Below are 16,403 nucleotides of genomic sequence, written 5' to 3'. Positions count from 1 at the left end.
GTGGTAAGGCAAGCCTAACCCGCGGTGCTGTGCGGTCGGTGGGCGTGCGCTTCGAGCCTGGCGCAGCATCCGCGAGCCGCCCAGGGCCGAAGGTCCTCGCGCTCTACCCTGAGAGCCGTGATGGATGCTCCTGCCGACGGTCTCGACGAGCGCGCGCAGCGCGTGCTCGAGTTCGAGCGCGCGTGGTGGGGGCACAGCGGGGCGAAAGAGCTCGGCATCCGTCGTGAATTCGGGTGGACGGCGGCCCGGTACTATCAGGTGCTGAACGCCGTGATCGACACCGAGGTCGCCGTGCGGTACGACCCCGTTCTGGTGGGCCGGCTGCTCGAGGTGCGCGATGACCGCGCGCATCGGCGACGCACCCGACGTGCGGGCGCCCACGGCGCCGCCTGAGTCCACCCCTCCTGCTGCGGAAGGCATCGCCACGATGGCCGAGTACACCCCCGATCGTTTCGACGAGATCCCTCCCTCTCTCGGCCGCGTGGGCGCGCACCGCGCACCGGCGCCCCGCGGTCGCGGCTGGATCGTCGTCGCCTGGGCGGCGCTCGCGAGCGGTGTGCTCATCGTTGCTGGCCTCTACGGCCTGTCGCTCATCAGCGACCGCGTCACCTTCCCGCTGCCCGGCCTCGACACGGCCGAGCCGATGCCGACTCCGAGCGCCACGACCTCGGCACCGCCCTCGGTCGAGCCCATCACCGACCCCGCGCTCGCGGTGCTGCCGGCGGGCTTCACCATCACGGTTCTCAACGGCACCGAGATCGACGGGCTCGGAGCGAGCGCTCGCGATCTGCTGGCCGCGCCGGGGTGGCCGGTCGGCACGGTCACGGCCGCCGCGCAGACCGACCTCGTCGACACGGTCGTCTACTACAACGATCCAGCGCTCGAGGGAGTCGCGGCGGGCATGGTCGCGCTGCTCGGCGCCGGTGTCACCGAGCTCTCGGACGCCTTCCCCGGCGCCCCGGTGACGATCGCACTGGGTGCCGATTTCGCCGCTCTGGTCGCCCCGTAGCGCGCTGCGTTACGCGGGCGTTTCGGGTCGGTAAAAGGTCGCCGCGCGGCCCTCGCGCCGCCCGTGCGCGCGGGTATTCTCACGTCATCCCCGGCGCTGCCGTGCCGGGCCTGCGAGGAGAACTGCCATGGCCAACGGAACCGTCAAGTGGTTCAACGCCGAGAAGGGTTTCGGCTTCATCACGCTCGAGAACGGCGAGAGCGACGTCTTCGTGCACTACAGCTCGATCGACATGCCCGGCTACAAGGTGCTCGAAGAGGGCCAAGCCGTGACCTTCGAGATCGGCACGGGCACGAAGGGCCCGCAAGCCGAGGGTGTGCGCGTCTCCTGAGTGAGCGAGGCTTCCCGGGCTAGGGTGACCCTCATGATCCGCCGAACCGCCCGCACCGCACTCGCGGCGGTGCTGAGCGCGGGCGTGCTGCTCGCCGTCGTCGGGTGCACGGCCGAGACCCCTCTGCCGGCCCCCACCCCGACGCCGAGCTACGTGTCGACCTACGTCCCCCCGCCGGCCTACGGCATCGCACCCCTCACGGGCGAGCAGATCGAGGTGGGCGCGCTCACGGCACCGTCGCTCGCCGCCAAGGTCGACAACCACCCCGATGCGCGGCCCCAGGTCGGCCTCGAGCGCACCGACATCGTCTTCGAGGAGCTCGTCGAGGGAGGGTTGACGCGCTACGTGGCGGTCTGGCACTCCGATGTGCCCGCCGTCATCGGCCCCGTACGGTCGATCCGCCCGATGGATCCCGACATCATCTCGCCGCTCGGCGGCATCGTCGCCTACTCGGGCGGCCAGAGCCGTTTCGTCGAGATGATGCGCGCCGCACCGGTGTACAACGCCATCCACGGTCAGCGCGACACCGACGCCACCTTCTACCGCGGCGACAATGCGGATGCCCCGCACAACGTGCTCGTGAAGGCCCCGGAGGTCATCGCCCAGCACCTCGACCTCGCGCCTCCCGCGCAGCAGTTCGCCTTCGCCGAGAGCGTCGCGGCGGCCACTGCGACCAAGGACGGCGCGCCCACCGCCGGCATCGATATGCGGTTCGGCGCGGCGAGCACTCCGTCGTGGACCTGGGATGCCGCGAGCGAACGATGGCTCCGCTTCCAGACCGGCGGCGCGCCCGACACCGACTTCACCGGGGCGCAGTTGGGCGCCACCAATGTCGTGGTGCTGCGGGTTCCCGTGCAGGTGATCCAGAGCATCCCGACGACGCAGCTCATCGGGTCGGGCGAGGCGTGGATCTCGACCGGCGGGGCCACGGTGCCGGCCACGTGGTCGAAGTCGTCCATGACGGCGCCCATCCGCCTCCTCGACGCCAACGGCGTCGCCGTGCGGCTCGCTCCCGGCAACACCTGGGTCGAGCTCGTGCCGCTCGGCGGCTCGCTCTCGTTCCGCTAGGGCCGGGGTGCTGCCGCGACAGTCGCGGCGCTGATCGCGCGGCTTGCACTCGCCCTCTCCGAGTGCCAGAATCGTTTAGCACTCACGCTCTGTGAGTGCCAAGAGCTACCGTACGTGAAGCGTCCGGGAGGGACGAGAGACACATGGCTAAGATCATCGCTTTCGACGAGGAGGCCCGTCGCGGCCTCGAGCGCGGCCTCAACATCCTGGCTGACGCCGTCAAGGTCACGCTGGGCCCGCGCGGGCGCAACGTCGTCCTCGAGAAGAAGTGGGGCGCCCCCACCATCACCAACGACGGCGTCTCCATCGCCAAGGAGATCGAGCTCGACGACCCGTTCGAGAAGATCGGCGCGGAGCTCGTCAAGGAGGTCGCCAAGAAGACCGACGACGTCGCCGGTGACGGCACGACCACCTCGGTCGTCCTCGCTCAGGCGCTCGTGCGCGAGGGCCTGCGCAACGTCGCGGCTGGCGCCGACCCCATCAGCCTCAAGCGCGGCATCGAGAAGGCCACGCAGGCCGTCTCGGCCCAGCTGCTGAAGAACGCCAAGGAGGTCGAGACCAAGGAGGAGATCGCCGCCACCGCGAGCATCTCGGCCGCTGACCCCGAGATCGGCGCGCTTATCGCCGAGGCCATCGACAAGGTGGGCAAGGAGGGCGTCGTCACCGTCGAGGAGTCGAACACCTTCGGCACCGAGCTCGAGCTGACCGAGGGCATGCGCTTCGACAAGGGCTACCTGTCGGCGTACTTCGTGACCGACCCGGAGCGCCAAGAGGCGGTGTTCGAAGACCCGTACATCCTGATCGTCAACGGCAAGATCTCGGCGATCAAGGACCTGCTGCCCGTCGTCGACAAGGTGATCCAGAGCGGCAAGCAGCTGCTCATCATCGCGGAGGACGTCGAGGGCGAGGCCCTGGCCACGCTCGTCGTCAACAAGATCCGCGGCATCTTCAAGTCGGTCGCCGTCAAGGCTCCCGGCTTCGGTGACCGCCGCAAGGCCATGCTGCAGGACATCGCCATCCTCACGGGTGGCCAGGTCATCAGCGAGGAGGTCGGTCTCAAGCTCGAGAACGCGACCCTCGACCTGCTGGGCCGCGCGCGCAAGGTCGTCATCACCAAGGACGAGACCACGATCGTCGAGGGTGCTGGCGAGGCCGACGCCATCGCCGGTCGCGTCAAGCAGATCCGCGCCGAGATCGAGAACACCGACTCGGACTACGACCGCGAGAAGCTGCAGGAGCGCCTCGCCAAGCTCGCCGGCGGCGTCGCCGTCATCAAGGCGGGCGCGGCCACCGAGGTCGAGCTCAAGGAGCGCAAGCACCGCATCGAAGACGCCGTGCGCAACGCGAAGGCGGCCGTCGAGGAGGGCATCGTCGCCGGTGGTGGCGTCGCGCTCATCCAGGCCGGCAAGATGGCCTTCGAGTCGGCGGAGATGACCGGTCTCGTCGGTGACGAGGCGACCGGCGCGAACATCGTGCGTGTCGCCATCGATGCCCCGCTCAAGCAGATCGCCCTCAACGCGGGTCTCGAGCCCGGTGTCGTCGCCGACAAGGTGCGGCACCTGCCCGTGGGTCACGGCCTCAACGCCGCGACCGGCGAGTACGTCGACATGCTCGGTGCCGGCATCGCCGACCCGGTCAAGGTGACGCGTTCGGCGCTGCTCAACGCGGCCTCGATCGCGGGCCTCTTCCTCACCACGGAGGCCGTTGTCGCCGACAAGCCCGAGAAGCAGTCGGCGCCCATGGGCGACCCGAGCGGTGGCATGGACTTCTAGGTCACACTGCACGACAGGGCGGCTCCCTCCGGGGGGCCGCCCTTCGTCGTTCGCCCGAGACGACGGGGTGGGGCCGCGGTGCGGCGCGGGCGCGGGCTATGCCGACGCGGCGCGGGCGCCGAGCTGCTCGAAGATGCGCGTGTTCACGTCGTAGGCCCGCAGCACCTCCTCGACCACGCGCTCCTGCTCGTCGGAGGCCCACGGTGCCGCGTCGAGCTGTGCCCGGTAGGAGTCTTTGAAGGCGGCCGGGTCGGCGATCTGGTCGAAGAGGTAGAAGCCGATGCCGTTCGTCTCGAACCCGAACTGGCGGGCGATCACGCGCCCGATGTGGAGGCCCCCGGAGAGGTCGCCGAGGTAGCGCGTGTAGTGGTGCGCGATGTAGCCGGCAGGCCAGGTGGCGGCGACCTCGCGGATGCGCGCCGCGTACTCGATCGTCGCCGGCAGGAGCTGCAGACGGTCAAGCCAGTCGTCGCCGATGAGGAAGGCGAGGTCGGCCTCGAGCGCGGGAAGGCGGGTCAGAGCGGGGGAGAGGAACGGGGCGACGAGCGGAACCTCGCGCATCGCCGGTTCGGCACCCTCGAGGGCCTCGTAGATCGCCCAGTGCTGCGAGACCAGCGCGATGTAGTCGTCGCGTGTCGCCGAGCCGTTCAGTAGCCCGCTCATGAAGGAAGCGCCCTCGCTGCTGCGGTGGCTGGCGCCGCTGCGTTCACGAACGAGGCGCGAGAAGGGGATGACGTCGGCGGGGGACTCGGCGGTGGTCGACACGATGCTCCTTGGGCGTAGGTAAGGCTTACCTTACTCACACGCGGCCGCGAGCGCCAGCGTGATCAGTCGTGCGGTCGAGGCGCGATGCCGAGCTCGGCGCAGGCGCGATCGTAGAGTGCGACGATCTCGCGGCGAATCTCGGCCCGCTCACTGAGGCGCGTCGACCACGCGATGCGCAGCGTCCGCTCGACCTCCGGCTCGGCCGAGGTCGCGTAGACCCAGTCGCCGCCATCGCGATCGAGATCCGTCATGCGCGCGGTGAGCACGGTGCGGTCTCCGAACGCGCGCGCGATGAGGAGGTTGTCGGCGGCGTGGTCGTCGTTCATGTGGTGCAGCACGCCCGACACGATCGCGGGGTCGAAGGCGGGGGCGGACGTCGGCTCGAGAGTCACGCCCCCACCCTAGGGGTGCGCGCGATCAGCGCACGAACATGCGCGCCGCCTGCTGCTCGACGTCGGCGTAGCCCTGGCCGGCGTGCGCGAGCGCTTCGTTCATGGCGGTGAGAGTCTGCTCGACCCGCTGGTAGGCCGCCGCCCACTCGCCGAGCAGCCCCTGGAAGGCCGTGGCCGCCGAGCCGCTCCAGGTGCTCTGCAGGCCCGAGAGATTGCCCTGCAGCCCCGCTGCCTCGGCCTGCAGTCGGCCGATCGATCCTCGCGTCGCGGCGGTGGCGGCGATGACCGCCTCACTGTCGACCTGGTAGCGCGTCATGATGCATCTCCCTCCGCGCCGGGGCGGTCGCCCGGCGTCGGCGGGAGGTTAGGCGCGGGAGGGGGAGCGCGGGGCCGCGGGCCGCTGCGGAGGAGCATCCGCCGGCGGGTTGTCGGTGGGGAGGAGGGGAACCCGGCTCGCGAGCGGCAGCGAGACGCGGAAGGTCGCCCCGCCTCCCGGGGTGTCGAGCACCTCGACCCGGCCGCCGTGCAGGGCGACGATCGACGCGACGATCGCGAGGCCCAGCCCCGAGCCGCCCGTGTCGCGGGCCCGCGAGGAATCGGCGCGGAAGAACCGCTCGAAAATCTTCTCCTGCAGCTGCGGAGGGATGCCGTCGCCGTGGTCGACCACGGCGATCGTCGCCACCTCGGCGGCGGCGTCGGTGCCGACCACGAGCTCGATGGGTGAGCCCTCGGGCGAGAACCGCATTGCGTTCCCGACGAGATTCGTGATCACCTGGCGGATCTTGTTCTCGTCGCCGATCACGATCGCCTCGAGGGCGGGCGGCGTGGTGACCGCGGCGTCATCCGGCACCGGGATGCCCGCCGCGGGTCGGCGCCCGCGCCGGCCGCGCAGCCGCGCGAAGGCCGAGCCCGCCAGGCCCGCCGACCCCGTGGCGGGGGTGCTGTGCGCCGGCGGGGTCTCGAGTGCGGCATCCGTCGCCTCGTCGATCGGGACGATGGGCGGCTCGGCGATGACGACGGTCACCTCGCGATCGGGAGAGCTCGCCATGGCGTCGAGCGCGGCGTCGCGCGCGACCGGCACGAGGTCGACGGGGGCGAGTTCGAGCGGGCGCGACTCGTCGAGGCGGGCGAGCTCGAGCAGGTCGCTCACGAGCGCGCCCATGCGGATCGCCTCCTTCTCGATGCGCTGCATGGCCTGGGCCACGTCGTCGGGCGTCGCGAGGGCGCCCATGCGGTAGAGCTCGGCGTAGCCGCGCACCGAGACGAGCGGGGTGCGCAGCTCGTGGCTGGCGTCGCCCACGAAGCGGCGCATCTGCGAGATGGTCGAGGCCCGGTCGGCGAACGCGCGATCGATGCGGCTCAGCATGGTGTTGAGCGATCGGTTGAGGCGCCCGACCTCGGTGTTGGGGGTCGCGCCGCCGAGCCGCTGGCTGAAGTCGCCGCTCGCGAATCGCGCGGCCGTGGCCTCGACGTCGCGCAGGGGCCGGAAGGTCGAGGTGACGAGCATGCGCGTGAGGGCCGCGCTGAGGATGACGACCACGAGCCCGAAGCCGAGGAAGATCGAGGCGAACGAGCTGATGATGGCGTTGGCGTCGGCGAGGTCGGCACCGATGAGCAGGGTCGCCTCCGTGTTGTCGCCGCTCGCGCCGCTCGTGACCTGCAAGGGGAAGGTCAGGATGCGCCACTGGGTCGTGCGGTCGGTGCTCGTGACAGTGAGGCCACCGTCGAGGCCCGCTACGAACTCGCTCGTCAGTCGCCGCACATCGGGTGCCTGGAGGCGGCTGTCTTCGCTGACGTTGTCGTCGATGAGCGTTCCGTCGGCATCGACGGCGCCGAAGTAGAACGGGTTGGAGAAGATCGACGGCGTTAACTCGTCGAACGAATCGAACTCATCGACCGTGAACGACCCGGGAAGGTCGTCGGCAGCCTGTCGGATCTGCCGGTCGACTTCATCGACGAGGGTGCGCTGCAGCACCGTCAGGGTGCCGATGCCGACGACGAGCAGGCCGAGCGTCACGACGAACACCGTGACGCCGGTGATCTTCGACCGCAGCGAGATCGACTCCCACCACTGGGTCAGCTGCTCGTGCATCGGGTGCGCCGATCTAGCGGTACCCCGCTAGACCTTGGCGGCCTTGAGCATGTAGCCGAAACCGCGCTTGGTCTGGATGAGCGGCTCGTCGGTGTGCGGGTCGAGCTTGCGCCGCAGGTACGAGATGTAGCTCTCGACGATGCCCGCGTCGCCGTTGAAGTCGTACTCCCACACGTGGTCGAGGATCTGCGCCTTCGAGAGCACGCGGTTGGGGTTGAGCATGAGGTAGCGCAGCAGCTTGAACTCGGTGGGGCTGAGCTCGATGACCTCGTCGCCGATCGTGACCTCGTGCGTGTCCTGATCCATCGTGAGCTCGCCGGTGCGGATGACCGAGTCGTCCTCCTCCTGCATGGTGCGGCGCAGGATGGCCTTGATGCGGGCGACGATCTCGTCGAGGCTGAACGGCTTGGTCACGTAGTCGTCGCCGCCGACGGTGAGACCCATGATCTTGTCGTCGGTGTCGTCTTTCGCCGTCAAGAAGAGGATGGGGCTCGTGTAGCCGCTCGAGCGCAGTCGCTTGGTGACGCCGAACCCGTTGATGTCGGGCAGCATGACGTCGAGGATGATGAGGTCGGGCTCTTCTTCGAGCACGGCCGAGATCGCCTGCGCCCCGTTGCCGACGGCGCGCACGGCGAAGCCGGCGAAGCGAAGGCTCGTGGTGAGCAGGTCGCGAATGTTGGGCTCGTCATCGACGATGAGAATCTTGGGTCCGTCAGCCATGAGATAAGTATCTGTACTTCTCGTGAAAGTTTCCTGAATGCGCTCGGCCTGTCGTGATACCGGTGCCCCGCGCTAGCGTTCGCCCATGCAGATCGTTCTCATTCCCGGCTTCTGGCTCGACGGCGACTCGTGGGCTCCGATCACCGAGGCTCTCGCGGCGGCTGGCCACACCCCGCACCCGCTGACCCTGCCCGGCAAGGCCCGCGGCGACGCCGAGCTGGCTGGCATCGGGCTGCGCACCCATGTGGATGCGGTGCTCGCCCTCGTCGACACCCTCGACGATCCCGTGGTGCTGGTCGGGCACTCCGGCGGCGGCACCATCGCCTGGCAGGTGGCCGATGCCCGCCCCGAGCGCATCGCCCGGGTCGTGCTCGTCGACGCGCTGCCCATGCCGAGCGGTACGAGCATCAATACCGAGCTGCCCGTCGAGGGCGCCGCCGTGCCGCTGCCCGACTGGTCGGTGTTCGAGCCCGACGATCTCATCGACCTCGACGACGCGCTGCGCGAGCGCTTCCGTGCCATCGCGGTCGCTGAGCCGAAGGGCGTCGCGCACGAGCCGACGCAGCTGAGCGACGATCGGCGCTTCGCCGTTCCGGTCACCGTCATCGCGTGCCAGTTTCCTGCCGCGCTCGTGCAGCAGGCGATCGAGAACGGTCGCGACTGGGCGGCGGAACTGGCTCGCATCGAGCAGCTGTCGTTCATCGAGCTGCCCACCGGCCACTGGCCGCAACTCACGAAGCCGACCGAGCTCGCCCAGAGCATCCTGACCGCCGTACAGCATTGACCGGCTGCGCCCGTCCTCGCCGAGCGCCGCGAATCAGGCGGCCGCGGCGATCTCGTCGGCGTCGAGGATCGTGTAGCTGTAGCCCTGCTCGGCGAGGAACCGCTGCCGGTTCTGCGCGAAGTCTTGATCGACGGTGTCGCGCGCGACGAGCGTGTAGAAGCTCGCCGGAATACCGCTCTGCTTCGGCCGCAGCAGGCGCCCGAGGCGCTGCGCCTCCTCCTGCCGCGAGCCGAACGAGCCCGACACCTGAATGGCGACGGTGGCCTCAGGCAGGTCGACCGAGAAGTTGGCGACCTTCGACACGACGAGCACCGGGGTGCGGCCATCCCGGAATTCCTGGAAGAGCCGCTCGCGCTCGTCGACCGGCGTCGCGCCCGTCAGCTGCGGCACCCCGAGCGCCTCGCTGAGCTCGTCGATCTGGTCGAGGTACTGCCCGATGATCAGGATGCGCTCGCCCTCGTGCTGCTTCACCAGACGCTTGACGACTCCGAGCTTGGCCGGTGCCGTCGCCGCGAGCCGGTAGCGCTGGTCATCGGCGCTCGCCGCATACTCGAGCCGCTCCGTCGGGGGCAGGTCGATGCGCACCTCGAAGCAGCTCGCGGGCGAGATGTAGCCCTGCGCCTCGATCTCCTTCCAGGGGGCGTCGAAGCGCTTGGGCCCGATGAGGCTGAACACGTCGCCCTCGCGGCCGTCCTCCCGCACGAGCGTCGCCGTGAGGCCGAGCCGACGGCGGGCCTGCAGCTCTGCCGTGAGCTTGAACACGGGCGCGGGCAGCAGGTGCACCTCGTCGTAGACGATGAGGCCCCAGTCGAGTGCGTCGAGCAGGGCGAGGTGGGCGTACTCGCCCTTCCTCTTCGCCGTGAGGATCTGGTAGGTCGCGATCGTGACCGGCTTGACCTCCTTCACCTGCCCCGAGTACTCGCCGATCTCGTCCTCGGTGAGGCTCGTGCGGGCGAGCAGCTCGGCCCGCCACTGCCGCGCCGACACGGTGTTGGTGACGAGGATGAGCGTGGTCGTGTCGGCCTGCGCCATCGCTCCGGCGCCCACGAGGGTCTTTCCGGCGCCGCAGGGCAGCACCACGACCCCCGAGCCGCCGACGAAGAACTGGTCGATCGCTTGTTGCTGGTAGGGCCGCAGCCCCCACTCGGCGAGGTCGAGGTCGATCGGGTGAGGAGTGCCCGGCGTGTAGCCCGCGAGGTCTTCCGCCGGCCAGCCGATCTTCACGAGCTCCTGCTTGATCTGGCCGCGCGCCCAGGGGGCGAGCTCGAACGCCGAGTGGTCGATGCGCCGGGTCAGCAGCGGGGCCACCTTCTTGTTGGCGGCGATCTCGGTGAGCACCGCGGCATCCGTCGACCGCAGCACGAGGGTGCCCTCCTCATTGCGCACGATGATGAGCCGGCCGTAGCGGCCCACCGTCTCGGTGATGTCAATCGTCACCGACTGCGGCACGGGAAACTTGGCGTACTTCTCGAGCACGGCGAGCATCTCATCGGCCTCATGGCCGGCGGCGCGCGCGTTCCAGAGGCCCAGGCGCGTGATGCGGTAGGTGTGCACGTGCTCGGGCGCGCGCTCGAGCTCGGCGAATACCGCCAGCGCGTGCCGGGCCTCATCAGCCTGCGGGTTGGCCACCTCGAGCAGCACGGTGCGGTCGCTCTGAACGATCAGGGGGCCCTCGGGATTCATAACGGGCCAGTCTAGGCGTCGCGGCTGAGAGCGCCTGCCCGCGCGCTACTCGAGCGGCTCGAGCGCCCTGATGCTCGACACCGGCAGCGTGCGCTCGATGTCGGCGGCCTTGTCGCGCCCACGCACGCGCCCCGCCGCGATGCCGGTGGGCTCGAGGTCGAACGAGCGCTCGCTGCCGTCGGGCAGCCGCACCGTCGCCCGCAGCGACAGCTTGCCCCGCAGCGCGAGCTCCCACTGGCGCGCGACCCAGGCCGTGTCGCCGTCGACGCCCACGGTCGACCCGCTGCGGATGCGCGCGACCGCCGCGGCGACCGAGTCGTCGATGACGACGGGCGCTGGGCGCGTCCGCGTGCGCCCCGGGCGCTCGGGCGTCGCCGTGCCCTCGTCGGCCGCGGCCGGGTAGCGCGCGTCGATGAGGGTCCAGAGCACGACATCCATCTCGAAGCGGCTGACCGCCCGGTGCGGGCTCACGCGGCGCAGGGCGAGGGATGCCGTGGCCGCGTCGACCAGGATCGTCTCGATCAGCAGCGGCTCGTCGCTGCGCACAGCCGTTCGGGCCCCCAGCTCGGCCGCCTCGTCGTGCTCGAGGGCTCCGACGCGCACGGCGCCGTAGCGACGGGCCGTCTCGGTGATGAGGTAGGCGAGCGGCTGCGGAACCCCCGTGAGCGCGATGCTTGCGAGGAAGCCGGTGAGGCCCTCGGCGGTCTCGCCCATGGCGATCGCGCGGGTCACGCTCTCGGCCGTGATGCGATAGCGGCCCGCGAGGCCGGAGCTCTCGACCTCGGCCACCCGGCGCAGCCGTTCGTCGATCGCACCCGCGAGCGGGCCCGGCGAGACGATCGTGAGGTCGTGCTGGAGGTACACCTTCTCGACCTCGGCGGGCACGAGCGGGGCGAGCACGGCGCCGGCCGCCTCGGCGCCACCGGCCACGAGTGCTCGGCCGAAGCTGCTCGGCCGGCCATCGACGGCGATGCCCAGCCGGTCGGCCTGCAGCCCGCGGCGCCGCAACCGAGCCAGAAGGGCGTCGCCGCCGGCGGGGTAGAGCCAGTCGACGAAGTCGACGAGTCCTGAACCCCAGCGCGAATCGGCGCGCTCGGCGAGCAGCGCCACGAGCTCGTGCGGCATCGAGTCGCGCCAGCTGGCAGCCAGAGCGCTCCAGCGCTCGGCGAGCGACCGCCGCCGCCACGCATCGCCGACCTCGGTCGTGCGGGTCATGCCCGCCTCGTCGTCGATGAGCCCCGCCAGCGCCGCGAGATCGGTGAGGGTCGGCACCTCGTCGAGCGCGCACCCGGCTGCGCCGGCCAACCGCTTCGCGTCGGGCAGCGACAAGCCGCCGCGCGCCAGCAGGCGCCCCGGCGACTCGGCGAGCGCCAGCACCACCTCGGTGATCGCCGTCGTCGTGGTGAACGCCCGCTCGGCCGCGCCGCGGTCGAGGAAGCGCCGGTCGGCATCGTCCACGGGCGCGAGCGCGGGAGGGGGAGCCGCATCACGCAGCTCGGCCGCGCTCGGCAGACCGCGCGCGGGCCAGGCCGCGAGCTCGGCGGCGACCGCCGGCCACACGAGAACGTGGGTCGGTGTGCGGTCGGCGAGCAGAGCATCCATCGCCGCCTCGAGATCGTGCAGCACCTCGTCGGGCGTGCGGTCGAGGCGCGCGGCCAGGTCATCGGGCGTCGCGCCCTCCTCCTGCTCGGCGGCCGTCGCGAGGGCGGCGAGGGTGCGCCGGGTGAGACCCGAGAGGGCGAGGGCGAGCGCGCTCGGGTCGAGCAGCGCCTCGGCGAGGTCGAACACGTCGCGCAATGAGCCCGGCGCGATCGCGCGCTCGCGGATCACCCGCGCGACGACCGCGTCGTCGAGGTCGCGCAGTCGCGCCGCGAGGGCGAGAGAGGCCGCGCTAGTTGCCGGCATCCTTGGCGGCTCGCCCCCGGCGCACAGCGCTGACGACGAGCAGCACGATGATGAGCACGAAGCCGATCGGCAGGCCGATGAGGGGCAGGATCGTGACAGCCGGCCAGATGCCCTGAGCGAAGTCGTCGCGCTCGAGACCGGCGCCGGTGGCGGCGATGAGCGCGATGAAGCTCGCGAGGCTCAGCACGACGATGCCGGCCACCATGTAGGCGAGCACGCGTTCGACGCGGTTGCTCATCACGAACGATTCTTCGGGCACGCCCTCAAGAATAGGTGCCAGCGCCGACCTCGCCGTACCCCGCGTGCTGGGGCCAGGGTGCGAGATGCCCCGCGGCAGGTATCCTCGGAGGTTGGATCACCAATCGAGGAGTGCGCGCATGCCCACCGGCAAGGTCAAGTTCTACGACCAGGAGAAGGGTTTCGGCTTCATCGCCAGCGATGAGGGCGACGAGGTCTTCCTGCACGCCTCCGCACTGCCCGAAGGGGCCGTCGTCAAGGCGGGCACGAAGCTCGAGTTCGGCATCGCCGACGGCAAGCGCGGCGCTCAGGCGCTGTCGGTGCGAATCCTGGAGGCGAAGCCTTCGCTCGCGCGCGCCAACCGCAAGTCGGCCGACGACATGTCGATCATCATCGAAGACCTCGTCAAGCTTCTCGACGGCATCGGCTCGAACCTCAAGCGCGGGCGCTACCCCGACGGCGAGCACGGCAAGAAGATCGCCGCCGTGCTGCGTCGCGTCGCCGACGATCTGGAAGGCTAGGCCCGCCGTGGCGCGCGTCTCGAAGAAGGCGGCCGGAGTGCCCGACGCCGCGACCCTCGAGCCCATCGCCCGCCAGGCGCTCGGCGAGATCACTCGGCCCGCCCACGTGGGTGCCCTGCGCGACGTCGTCGTGGCCGATGATCTCGCCACGGTGCGCTTCTCGACCACGCAGGGCGGCTACCCCGGCTGGTACTGGACGGTCTCGATCGCGGTCAACCCGGGGCTCGAACCGAGCGTGCTCGAGACCGAGCTCATGCCCGCCGAGGGCGCGCTCGTCGCGCCCGACTGGGTGCCCTGGGCCGATCGGCTCGAAGAGTACGTCGCCCAGCAGGCGCTCGAGGCCGAGCTCGCGGGCGAGGGCGAGCTCGATGACGACACCGACGACGAGTCGGATGATGATGACGACGACGCGGGCGAGATCGACGGCGGGCATCTGGCCGACGATGAGGCGGATGCCCTCGACGACCATCTCGACGAGCACGACCTGCACGATGACGACGGCGACGACGTGTTCGACGGCGTCGACATCGATCTGCACCTCGACGACGAGCCGCCCGCGTCGTAGCGGCGCTGCGCGCGGCAGCTACCCGCGGCGGCGGCGGCGGGAGACGAGCAGCCCGGCGATGCCGAGCACGAGCCCGACGGCGATCGTCGTCAGGGCGCGGGCGGGGTCGAACGGGGTGGGGGCGGAGAGCATCCCGAGCACGATCGCGAGGCCGATGAGCCAGCCTCCCAGACCGATCGTGAAGGCGAGGGCGTCGTTCGTCACCGCCGGTGCGGGCTGCGGCCGGCGCTCATCGTGCGGAACGTAGAGCCTCATGCGGCTCAGTCTGGCAGGGTCTGAGCGAGCGGGCGAGCCTGCGTGGATGCCCCGCGCCGGCGAGCGCGAAGACTGCGCCGCGCTGGCGAGCGCCAGGCGGGATGAACCGCGCTGGCGAGGGCCGGCGCGCGGGTCAGGCCGCGAGCGCCTCGAGCACGTAGTCGATGCAGCGGGTGAGCTGGCGAACGTCGTCGGGCTCGATGGCGACGAAGGTCGCGATGCGCAGCTGGTTGCGTCCGAGCTTGCGATAGGGCTCGGTGTCGACGATGCCGTTGGCGCGCAGCACCGCGGCGACGCGGGCGGCGTCGACCGAGTCGTCGAAGTCGATGGTGACGACGACGGGCGAGCGGTGTGCGGGGTCTGCCACGAAGGGCGTCGCGAGCGCATGCGCCGAGGCCCAGTCGTAGAGGTGCGTCGAACTCTCGGCCGCGCGCGCGGCCGCCCAGGCGAGGCCGCCCGAGGCGTTCATCCAGCGCAGCTGGCTGTCGAGCAGCACGAGCGTCGCGAGGGCGGGAGTGTTGAGCGTCTGGTCGAGGCGCGAGTTGTCGATCGCCGCGGTGAGGGAGAGGAACGGCGGGATGTAGCGGTCGGTCGCGGCGATCGAGTACGCCCGGTCGATGGCCGCGGGGCTCATGAGCGCGATCCACAGCCCGCCGTCGCCGGCGAAGTTCTTCTGCGGGGCGAAGTAGTAGACGTCGGTCTCGGCCACGTCGATGTCGATGCCGCCCGCGGCGCTCGTGGCGTCGACGACGGTGAGCGCATCCGGTGCCGTGCCGACGCGCGCGACGGGAACGCTGACGCCCGTCGAGGTCTCGTTGTGGGGGTAGGCGTAGACGTCGACGCCGTCGACGAGCTCGAGCGAGCCCCGCGTGCCGCCGGGCGTCTGCACGATATGCGGGCTCTCGAGCCAGGGCGCCGAGGCCGAGGCGACGAACTTCGACCCGAACTCGCCGAAGTCGAGGTGCGCGCTGCGGCGCGTGATGAGGCCGGCCGCCGCGACATCCCAGAACGCGGTCGATCCGCCGTTGCCGAGCACGACCTCGTAGCCGTCGGGCAGGCGGAACAGCTCGGCCAGCCCGGCGCGCACGCTGCCGACGATCTTCTTGACCGGCGCCTGACGGTGCGAGGTGCCCAGGATGCTCGCCGCGGCCGCGAGATCGGCCAGCTGCTCGTTCCGCACCTTCGACGGCCCGCATCCGAAGCGCCCGTCGGCGGGAAGAAGCTCGGCGGGGATCGTGATGTCGGCCATGAGGCAATCGTACCGAGCGGGCACGGGCGGTTCGGCACGGTCGTTTAGGCTAGGCATGCCTGACCTGCACGATGAGAGAGGATGCGCCGTGACCGACCTCGTCGACACCACCGAGATGTACTTGCGCACGATCCTCGATCTCGAGGAGGAGCAGATCGTGCCGTTGCGGGCCCGCATCAGCGAGCGCCTCGGCCATTCGGGCCCGACGGTCTCGCAGACGATCTCGCGCATGGAGCGTGACGGACTCGTGCGCGTCGAGGGCGACCGGCACCTCGAGCTGACCGACGACGGCCGCGCGAAGGCCGTGTCGGTCATGCGCAAGCACCGGCTGGCCGAACGTCTGCTCGCCGACGTCATCGGCCTCGACTGGGCCTTCGTGCACGACGAGGCTTGTCGCTGGGAGCACGTCATGAGCGAGCAGGTCGAGCGGCGCATCCTCGAGCTGCTGGGCGAGCCCACCGAATCGCCCTATGGCAACCCCATCCCGGGGCTGGAGCAGCTCGGCGGTTCGGCCGCGAACGCCTTCCTCGACGGCGTCATCTCGCTCACGCACGCGGCGGCCGCAGGGGTTCGGTCGGGCACGATCCGACGTCTGGCCGAGCCGGTTCAGGTGGATCCCGACCTGCTGCACCAGCTGCGTGAAGCGGGTGTCGTGCCGGGCGCGGAGGCCCGCATCCGGCCCGAACCGAACGGCTACGTGAGCATCGAGGTGCTCGGCCAAGCCGAGGGAATCGACCTGCCGAGCGAGATCGCACAGCACATCTACGTCGCTGAGTGACACCTGACCACTAGATGTGCCCGGGCGCGTCAGTTTGTCACCATTCGGTAACGTCCCGTACACTCGCACAGTTGCCCGGCCACACCCAACCGGTCGGCGACTCTGACGCAGGACGCTTCGCACGCCCGTCTCCTGCATCGGACCGTGGATAACACGAAAGCGGACGGGCCACGCGATGTGAGTGGCGAAGCGCAGGAGGTTTCTCTCTTGGATCACAGCTCTACCCCCCGCACCACCTGGCGGCGCACGGCTCTCAATCTCGGCGCCATGACCGTGG

General features: G+C 70.6%; 19 protein-coding genes. 9 read left to right on the top strand and 10 right to left on the bottom strand.

Features of this window, described 5'->3' with window-relative positions:
* Positions 1-120: 120 nt before the first annotated feature.
* From ACTIE9_RS11200 to groL, 5 genes are all read left to right on the top strand, one after another.
* The gene (locus ACTIE9_RS11200) at positions 121-393 is read left to right on the top strand and encodes a DUF3263 domain-containing protein (RefSeq protein WP_439565674.1); all 273 of its coding nucleotides are present in this window, start codon (positions 121-123) and stop codon (positions 391-393) included.
* Positions 338-1,009, top strand: coding sequence for a LytR C-terminal domain-containing protein (locus tag ACTIE9_RS11195; protein WP_439565656.1), 672 nt, complete (start codon positions 338-340; stop codon positions 1,007-1,009). Before ACTIE9_RS11200 ends, ACTIE9_RS11195 begins: the two co-directional genes overlap by 56 nt.
* A 127-nt stretch (positions 1,010-1,136) precedes the next feature.
* Positions 1,137-1,340: a cold-shock protein gene (locus tag ACTIE9_RS11190; protein ID WP_439565655.1), complete on the top strand. Its 204-nt coding sequence runs from the start codon at positions 1,137-1,139 to the stop codon at positions 1,338-1,340.
* 33 nt (positions 1,341-1,373) lie between these two features.
* Positions 1,374-2,408 carry a DUF3048 domain-containing protein gene (locus tag ACTIE9_RS11185; RefSeq protein WP_439565654.1) on the top strand — a complete coding sequence of 345 codons (1,035 nt, stop codon included), beginning with the start codon at positions 1,374-1,376 and terminating at the stop codon, positions 2,406-2,408.
* Positions 2,409-2,551: 143 nt separating this feature from the next.
* A complete protein-coding gene (gene groL / locus ACTIE9_RS11180) occupies positions 2,552-4,180 on the top strand; it encodes a chaperonin GroEL (RefSeq protein ID WP_439565653.1) in 1,629 nt (542 codons plus the stop codon).
* A gap of 96 nt (positions 4,181-4,276) precedes the next feature.
* Here groL and ACTIE9_RS11175 read toward each other — a convergent pair whose 3' ends face one another.
* The 5 genes from ACTIE9_RS11175 to ACTIE9_RS11155 form a co-directional block, all read right to left on the bottom strand.
* Positions 4,277-4,945 (bottom strand): heme oxygenase (biliverdin-producing), encoded by a 669-nt coding sequence (locus ACTIE9_RS11175; RefSeq protein WP_439565652.1) that lies wholly within the window; start codon positions 4,943-4,945, stop codon positions 4,277-4,279.
* Positions 4,946-5,007: 62 nt separating this feature from the next.
* Entirely contained in the window at positions 5,008-5,337 is a 330-nt protein-coding gene (locus tag ACTIE9_RS11170; RefSeq protein ID WP_439565651.1) for a DUF2470 domain-containing protein, read from the bottom strand.
* A 25-nt stretch (positions 5,338-5,362) separates the two neighbouring features.
* Entirely contained in the window at positions 5,363-5,653 is a 291-nt protein-coding gene (locus tag ACTIE9_RS11165) for a WXG100 family type VII secretion target (RefSeq protein WP_439565650.1), read from the bottom strand.
* Between the two features lie 48 nt (positions 5,654-5,701).
* Positions 5,702-7,429: a sensor histidine kinase gene (locus ACTIE9_RS11160; RefSeq protein WP_439565649.1), complete on the bottom strand. Its 1,728-nt coding sequence runs from the start codon at positions 7,427-7,429 to the stop codon at positions 5,702-5,704.
* A 27-nt stretch (positions 7,430-7,456) separates the two neighbouring features.
* Positions 7,457-8,149, bottom strand: coding sequence for a response regulator transcription factor (locus ACTIE9_RS11155; RefSeq protein ID WP_439565648.1), 693 nt, complete (start codon positions 8,147-8,149; stop codon positions 7,457-7,459).
* 85 nt (positions 8,150-8,234) lie between these two features.
* Between ACTIE9_RS11155 and ACTIE9_RS11150 the strand changes: the two genes are divergently transcribed.
* Positions 8,235-8,933 (top strand): alpha/beta fold hydrolase, encoded by a 699-nt coding sequence (locus ACTIE9_RS11150; RefSeq protein WP_439565647.1) that lies wholly within the window; start codon positions 8,235-8,237, stop codon positions 8,931-8,933.
* A gap of 33 nt (positions 8,934-8,966) precedes the next feature.
* On the opposite strand, the gene ACTIE9_RS11145 is transcribed toward ACTIE9_RS11150, so the two are convergent.
* The 3 genes from ACTIE9_RS11145 to ACTIE9_RS11135 are packed head-to-tail and all read right to left on the bottom strand — an operon-like array spanning position 8,967 to position 12,780.
* Positions 8,967-10,616 carry a DNA repair helicase XPB gene (locus ACTIE9_RS11145; RefSeq protein WP_439565646.1) on the bottom strand — a complete coding sequence of 550 codons (1,650 nt, stop codon included), beginning with the start codon at positions 10,614-10,616 and terminating at the stop codon, positions 8,967-8,969.
* Positions 10,617-10,661: 45 nt separating this feature from the next.
* On the bottom strand, positions 10,662-12,521 hold the full coding sequence (locus tag ACTIE9_RS11140; RefSeq protein ID WP_439565645.1) for a helicase-associated domain-containing protein: 1,860 nt from the start codon (positions 12,519-12,521) through the stop codon (positions 10,662-10,664).
* Positions 12,508-12,780 (bottom strand): multidrug ABC transporter ATPase, encoded by a 273-nt coding sequence (locus tag ACTIE9_RS11135; RefSeq protein ID WP_439565644.1) that lies wholly within the window; start codon positions 12,778-12,780, stop codon positions 12,508-12,510. The genes ACTIE9_RS11140 and ACTIE9_RS11135 overlap by 14 nt, the downstream gene beginning before the upstream one ends.
* A 118-nt stretch (positions 12,781-12,898) precedes the next feature.
* On the opposite strand from ACTIE9_RS11135, the gene ACTIE9_RS11130 reads away from it, so the two are divergent.
* Both ACTIE9_RS11130 and ACTIE9_RS11125 read left to right on the top strand, forming a co-directional pair.
* Positions 12,899-13,279 (top strand): cold-shock protein, encoded by a 381-nt coding sequence (locus tag ACTIE9_RS11130; protein ID WP_439565643.1) that lies wholly within the window; start codon positions 12,899-12,901, stop codon positions 13,277-13,279.
* Between the two features lie 7 nt (positions 13,280-13,286).
* Positions 13,287-13,844, top strand: a complete 558-nt coding sequence (locus ACTIE9_RS11125; protein ID WP_439565642.1) for a DUF3027 domain-containing protein — start codon at positions 13,287-13,289, stop codon at positions 13,842-13,844.
* Positions 13,845-13,862: 18 nt separating this feature from the next.
* On the opposite strand, the gene ACTIE9_RS11120 is transcribed toward ACTIE9_RS11125, so the two are convergent.
* Both ACTIE9_RS11120 and serC read right to left on the bottom strand, forming a co-directional pair.
* Positions 13,863-14,099, bottom strand: a complete 237-nt coding sequence (locus tag ACTIE9_RS11120) for a hypothetical protein (protein WP_439565641.1) — start codon at positions 14,097-14,099, stop codon at positions 13,863-13,865.
* A gap of 133 nt (positions 14,100-14,232) precedes the next feature.
* Entirely contained in the window at positions 14,233-15,348 is a 1,116-nt protein-coding gene (gene serC / locus ACTIE9_RS11115; protein WP_439565640.1) for a phosphoserine transaminase, read from the bottom strand.
* Between the two features lie 88 nt (positions 15,349-15,436).
* Here serC and ACTIE9_RS11110 point away from each other — a divergent pair, with 88 nt between their 5' ends.
* Positions 15,437-16,126 (top strand): metal-dependent transcriptional regulator, encoded by a 690-nt coding sequence (locus ACTIE9_RS11110; protein ID WP_439565673.1) that lies wholly within the window; start codon positions 15,437-15,439, stop codon positions 16,124-16,126.
* Positions 16,127-16,403 lie beyond the last annotated feature (277 nt).

Source organism: Microcella sp. (assembly GCF_051860105.1).
Classification (GTDB): Bacteria; Actinomycetota; Actinomycetes; order Actinomycetales; family Microbacteriaceae; genus Microcella.
The sequence above is the reverse complement of the archived record's forward strand: the minus strand, read 5'-3'. Positions and strand labels throughout refer to the sequence as shown.

Coding starts and splice junctions, on each gene's coding strand:
- ACTIE9_RS11200 (WP_439565674.1), top strand. CDS start 121: ATGGATGCTCCTGCCGACGGTCTCGACGAGCGCGCGCAGCGCGTGCTC.
- ACTIE9_RS11195 (WP_439565656.1), top strand. CDS start 338: ATGACCGCGCGCATCGGCGACGCACCCGACGTGCGGGCGCCCACGGCG.
- ACTIE9_RS11190 (WP_439565655.1), top strand. CDS start 1,137: ATGGCCAACGGAACCGTCAAGTGGTTCAACGCCGAGAAGGGTTTCGGC.
- ACTIE9_RS11185 (WP_439565654.1), top strand. CDS start 1,374: ATGATCCGCCGAACCGCCCGCACCGCACTCGCGGCGGTGCTGAGCGCG.
- groL (WP_439565653.1), top strand. CDS start 2,552: ATGGCTAAGATCATCGCTTTCGACGAGGAGGCCCGTCGCGGCCTCGAG.
- ACTIE9_RS11165 (WP_439565650.1), bottom strand. CDS start 5,653: ATGACGCGCTACCAGGTCGACAGTGAGGCGGTCATCGCCGCCACCGCC.
- ACTIE9_RS11160 (WP_439565649.1), bottom strand. CDS start 7,429: ATGCACGAGCAGCTGACCCAGTGGTGGGAGTCGATCTCGCTGCGGTCG.
- ACTIE9_RS11155 (WP_439565648.1), bottom strand. CDS start 8,149: ATGGCTGACGGACCCAAGATTCTCATCGTCGATGACGAGCCCAACATT.
- ACTIE9_RS11150 (WP_439565647.1), top strand. CDS start 8,235: ATGCAGATCGTTCTCATTCCCGGCTTCTGGCTCGACGGCGACTCGTGG.
- ACTIE9_RS11145 (WP_439565646.1), bottom strand. CDS start 10,616: ATGAATCCCGAGGGCCCCCTGATCGTTCAGAGCGACCGCACCGTGCTG.
- ACTIE9_RS11140 (WP_439565645.1), bottom strand. CDS start 12,521: ATGCCGGCAACTAGCGCGGCCTCTCTCGCCCTCGCGGCGCGACTGCGC.
- ACTIE9_RS11130 (WP_439565643.1), top strand. CDS start 12,899: ATGCCCACCGGCAAGGTCAAGTTCTACGACCAGGAGAAGGGTTTCGGC.
- ACTIE9_RS11120 (WP_439565641.1), bottom strand. CDS start 14,099: ATGAGGCTCTACGTTCCGCACGATGAGCGCCGGCCGCAGCCCGCACCG.
- serC (WP_439565640.1), bottom strand. CDS start 15,348: ATGGCCGACATCACGATCCCCGCCGAGCTTCTTCCCGCCGACGGGCGC.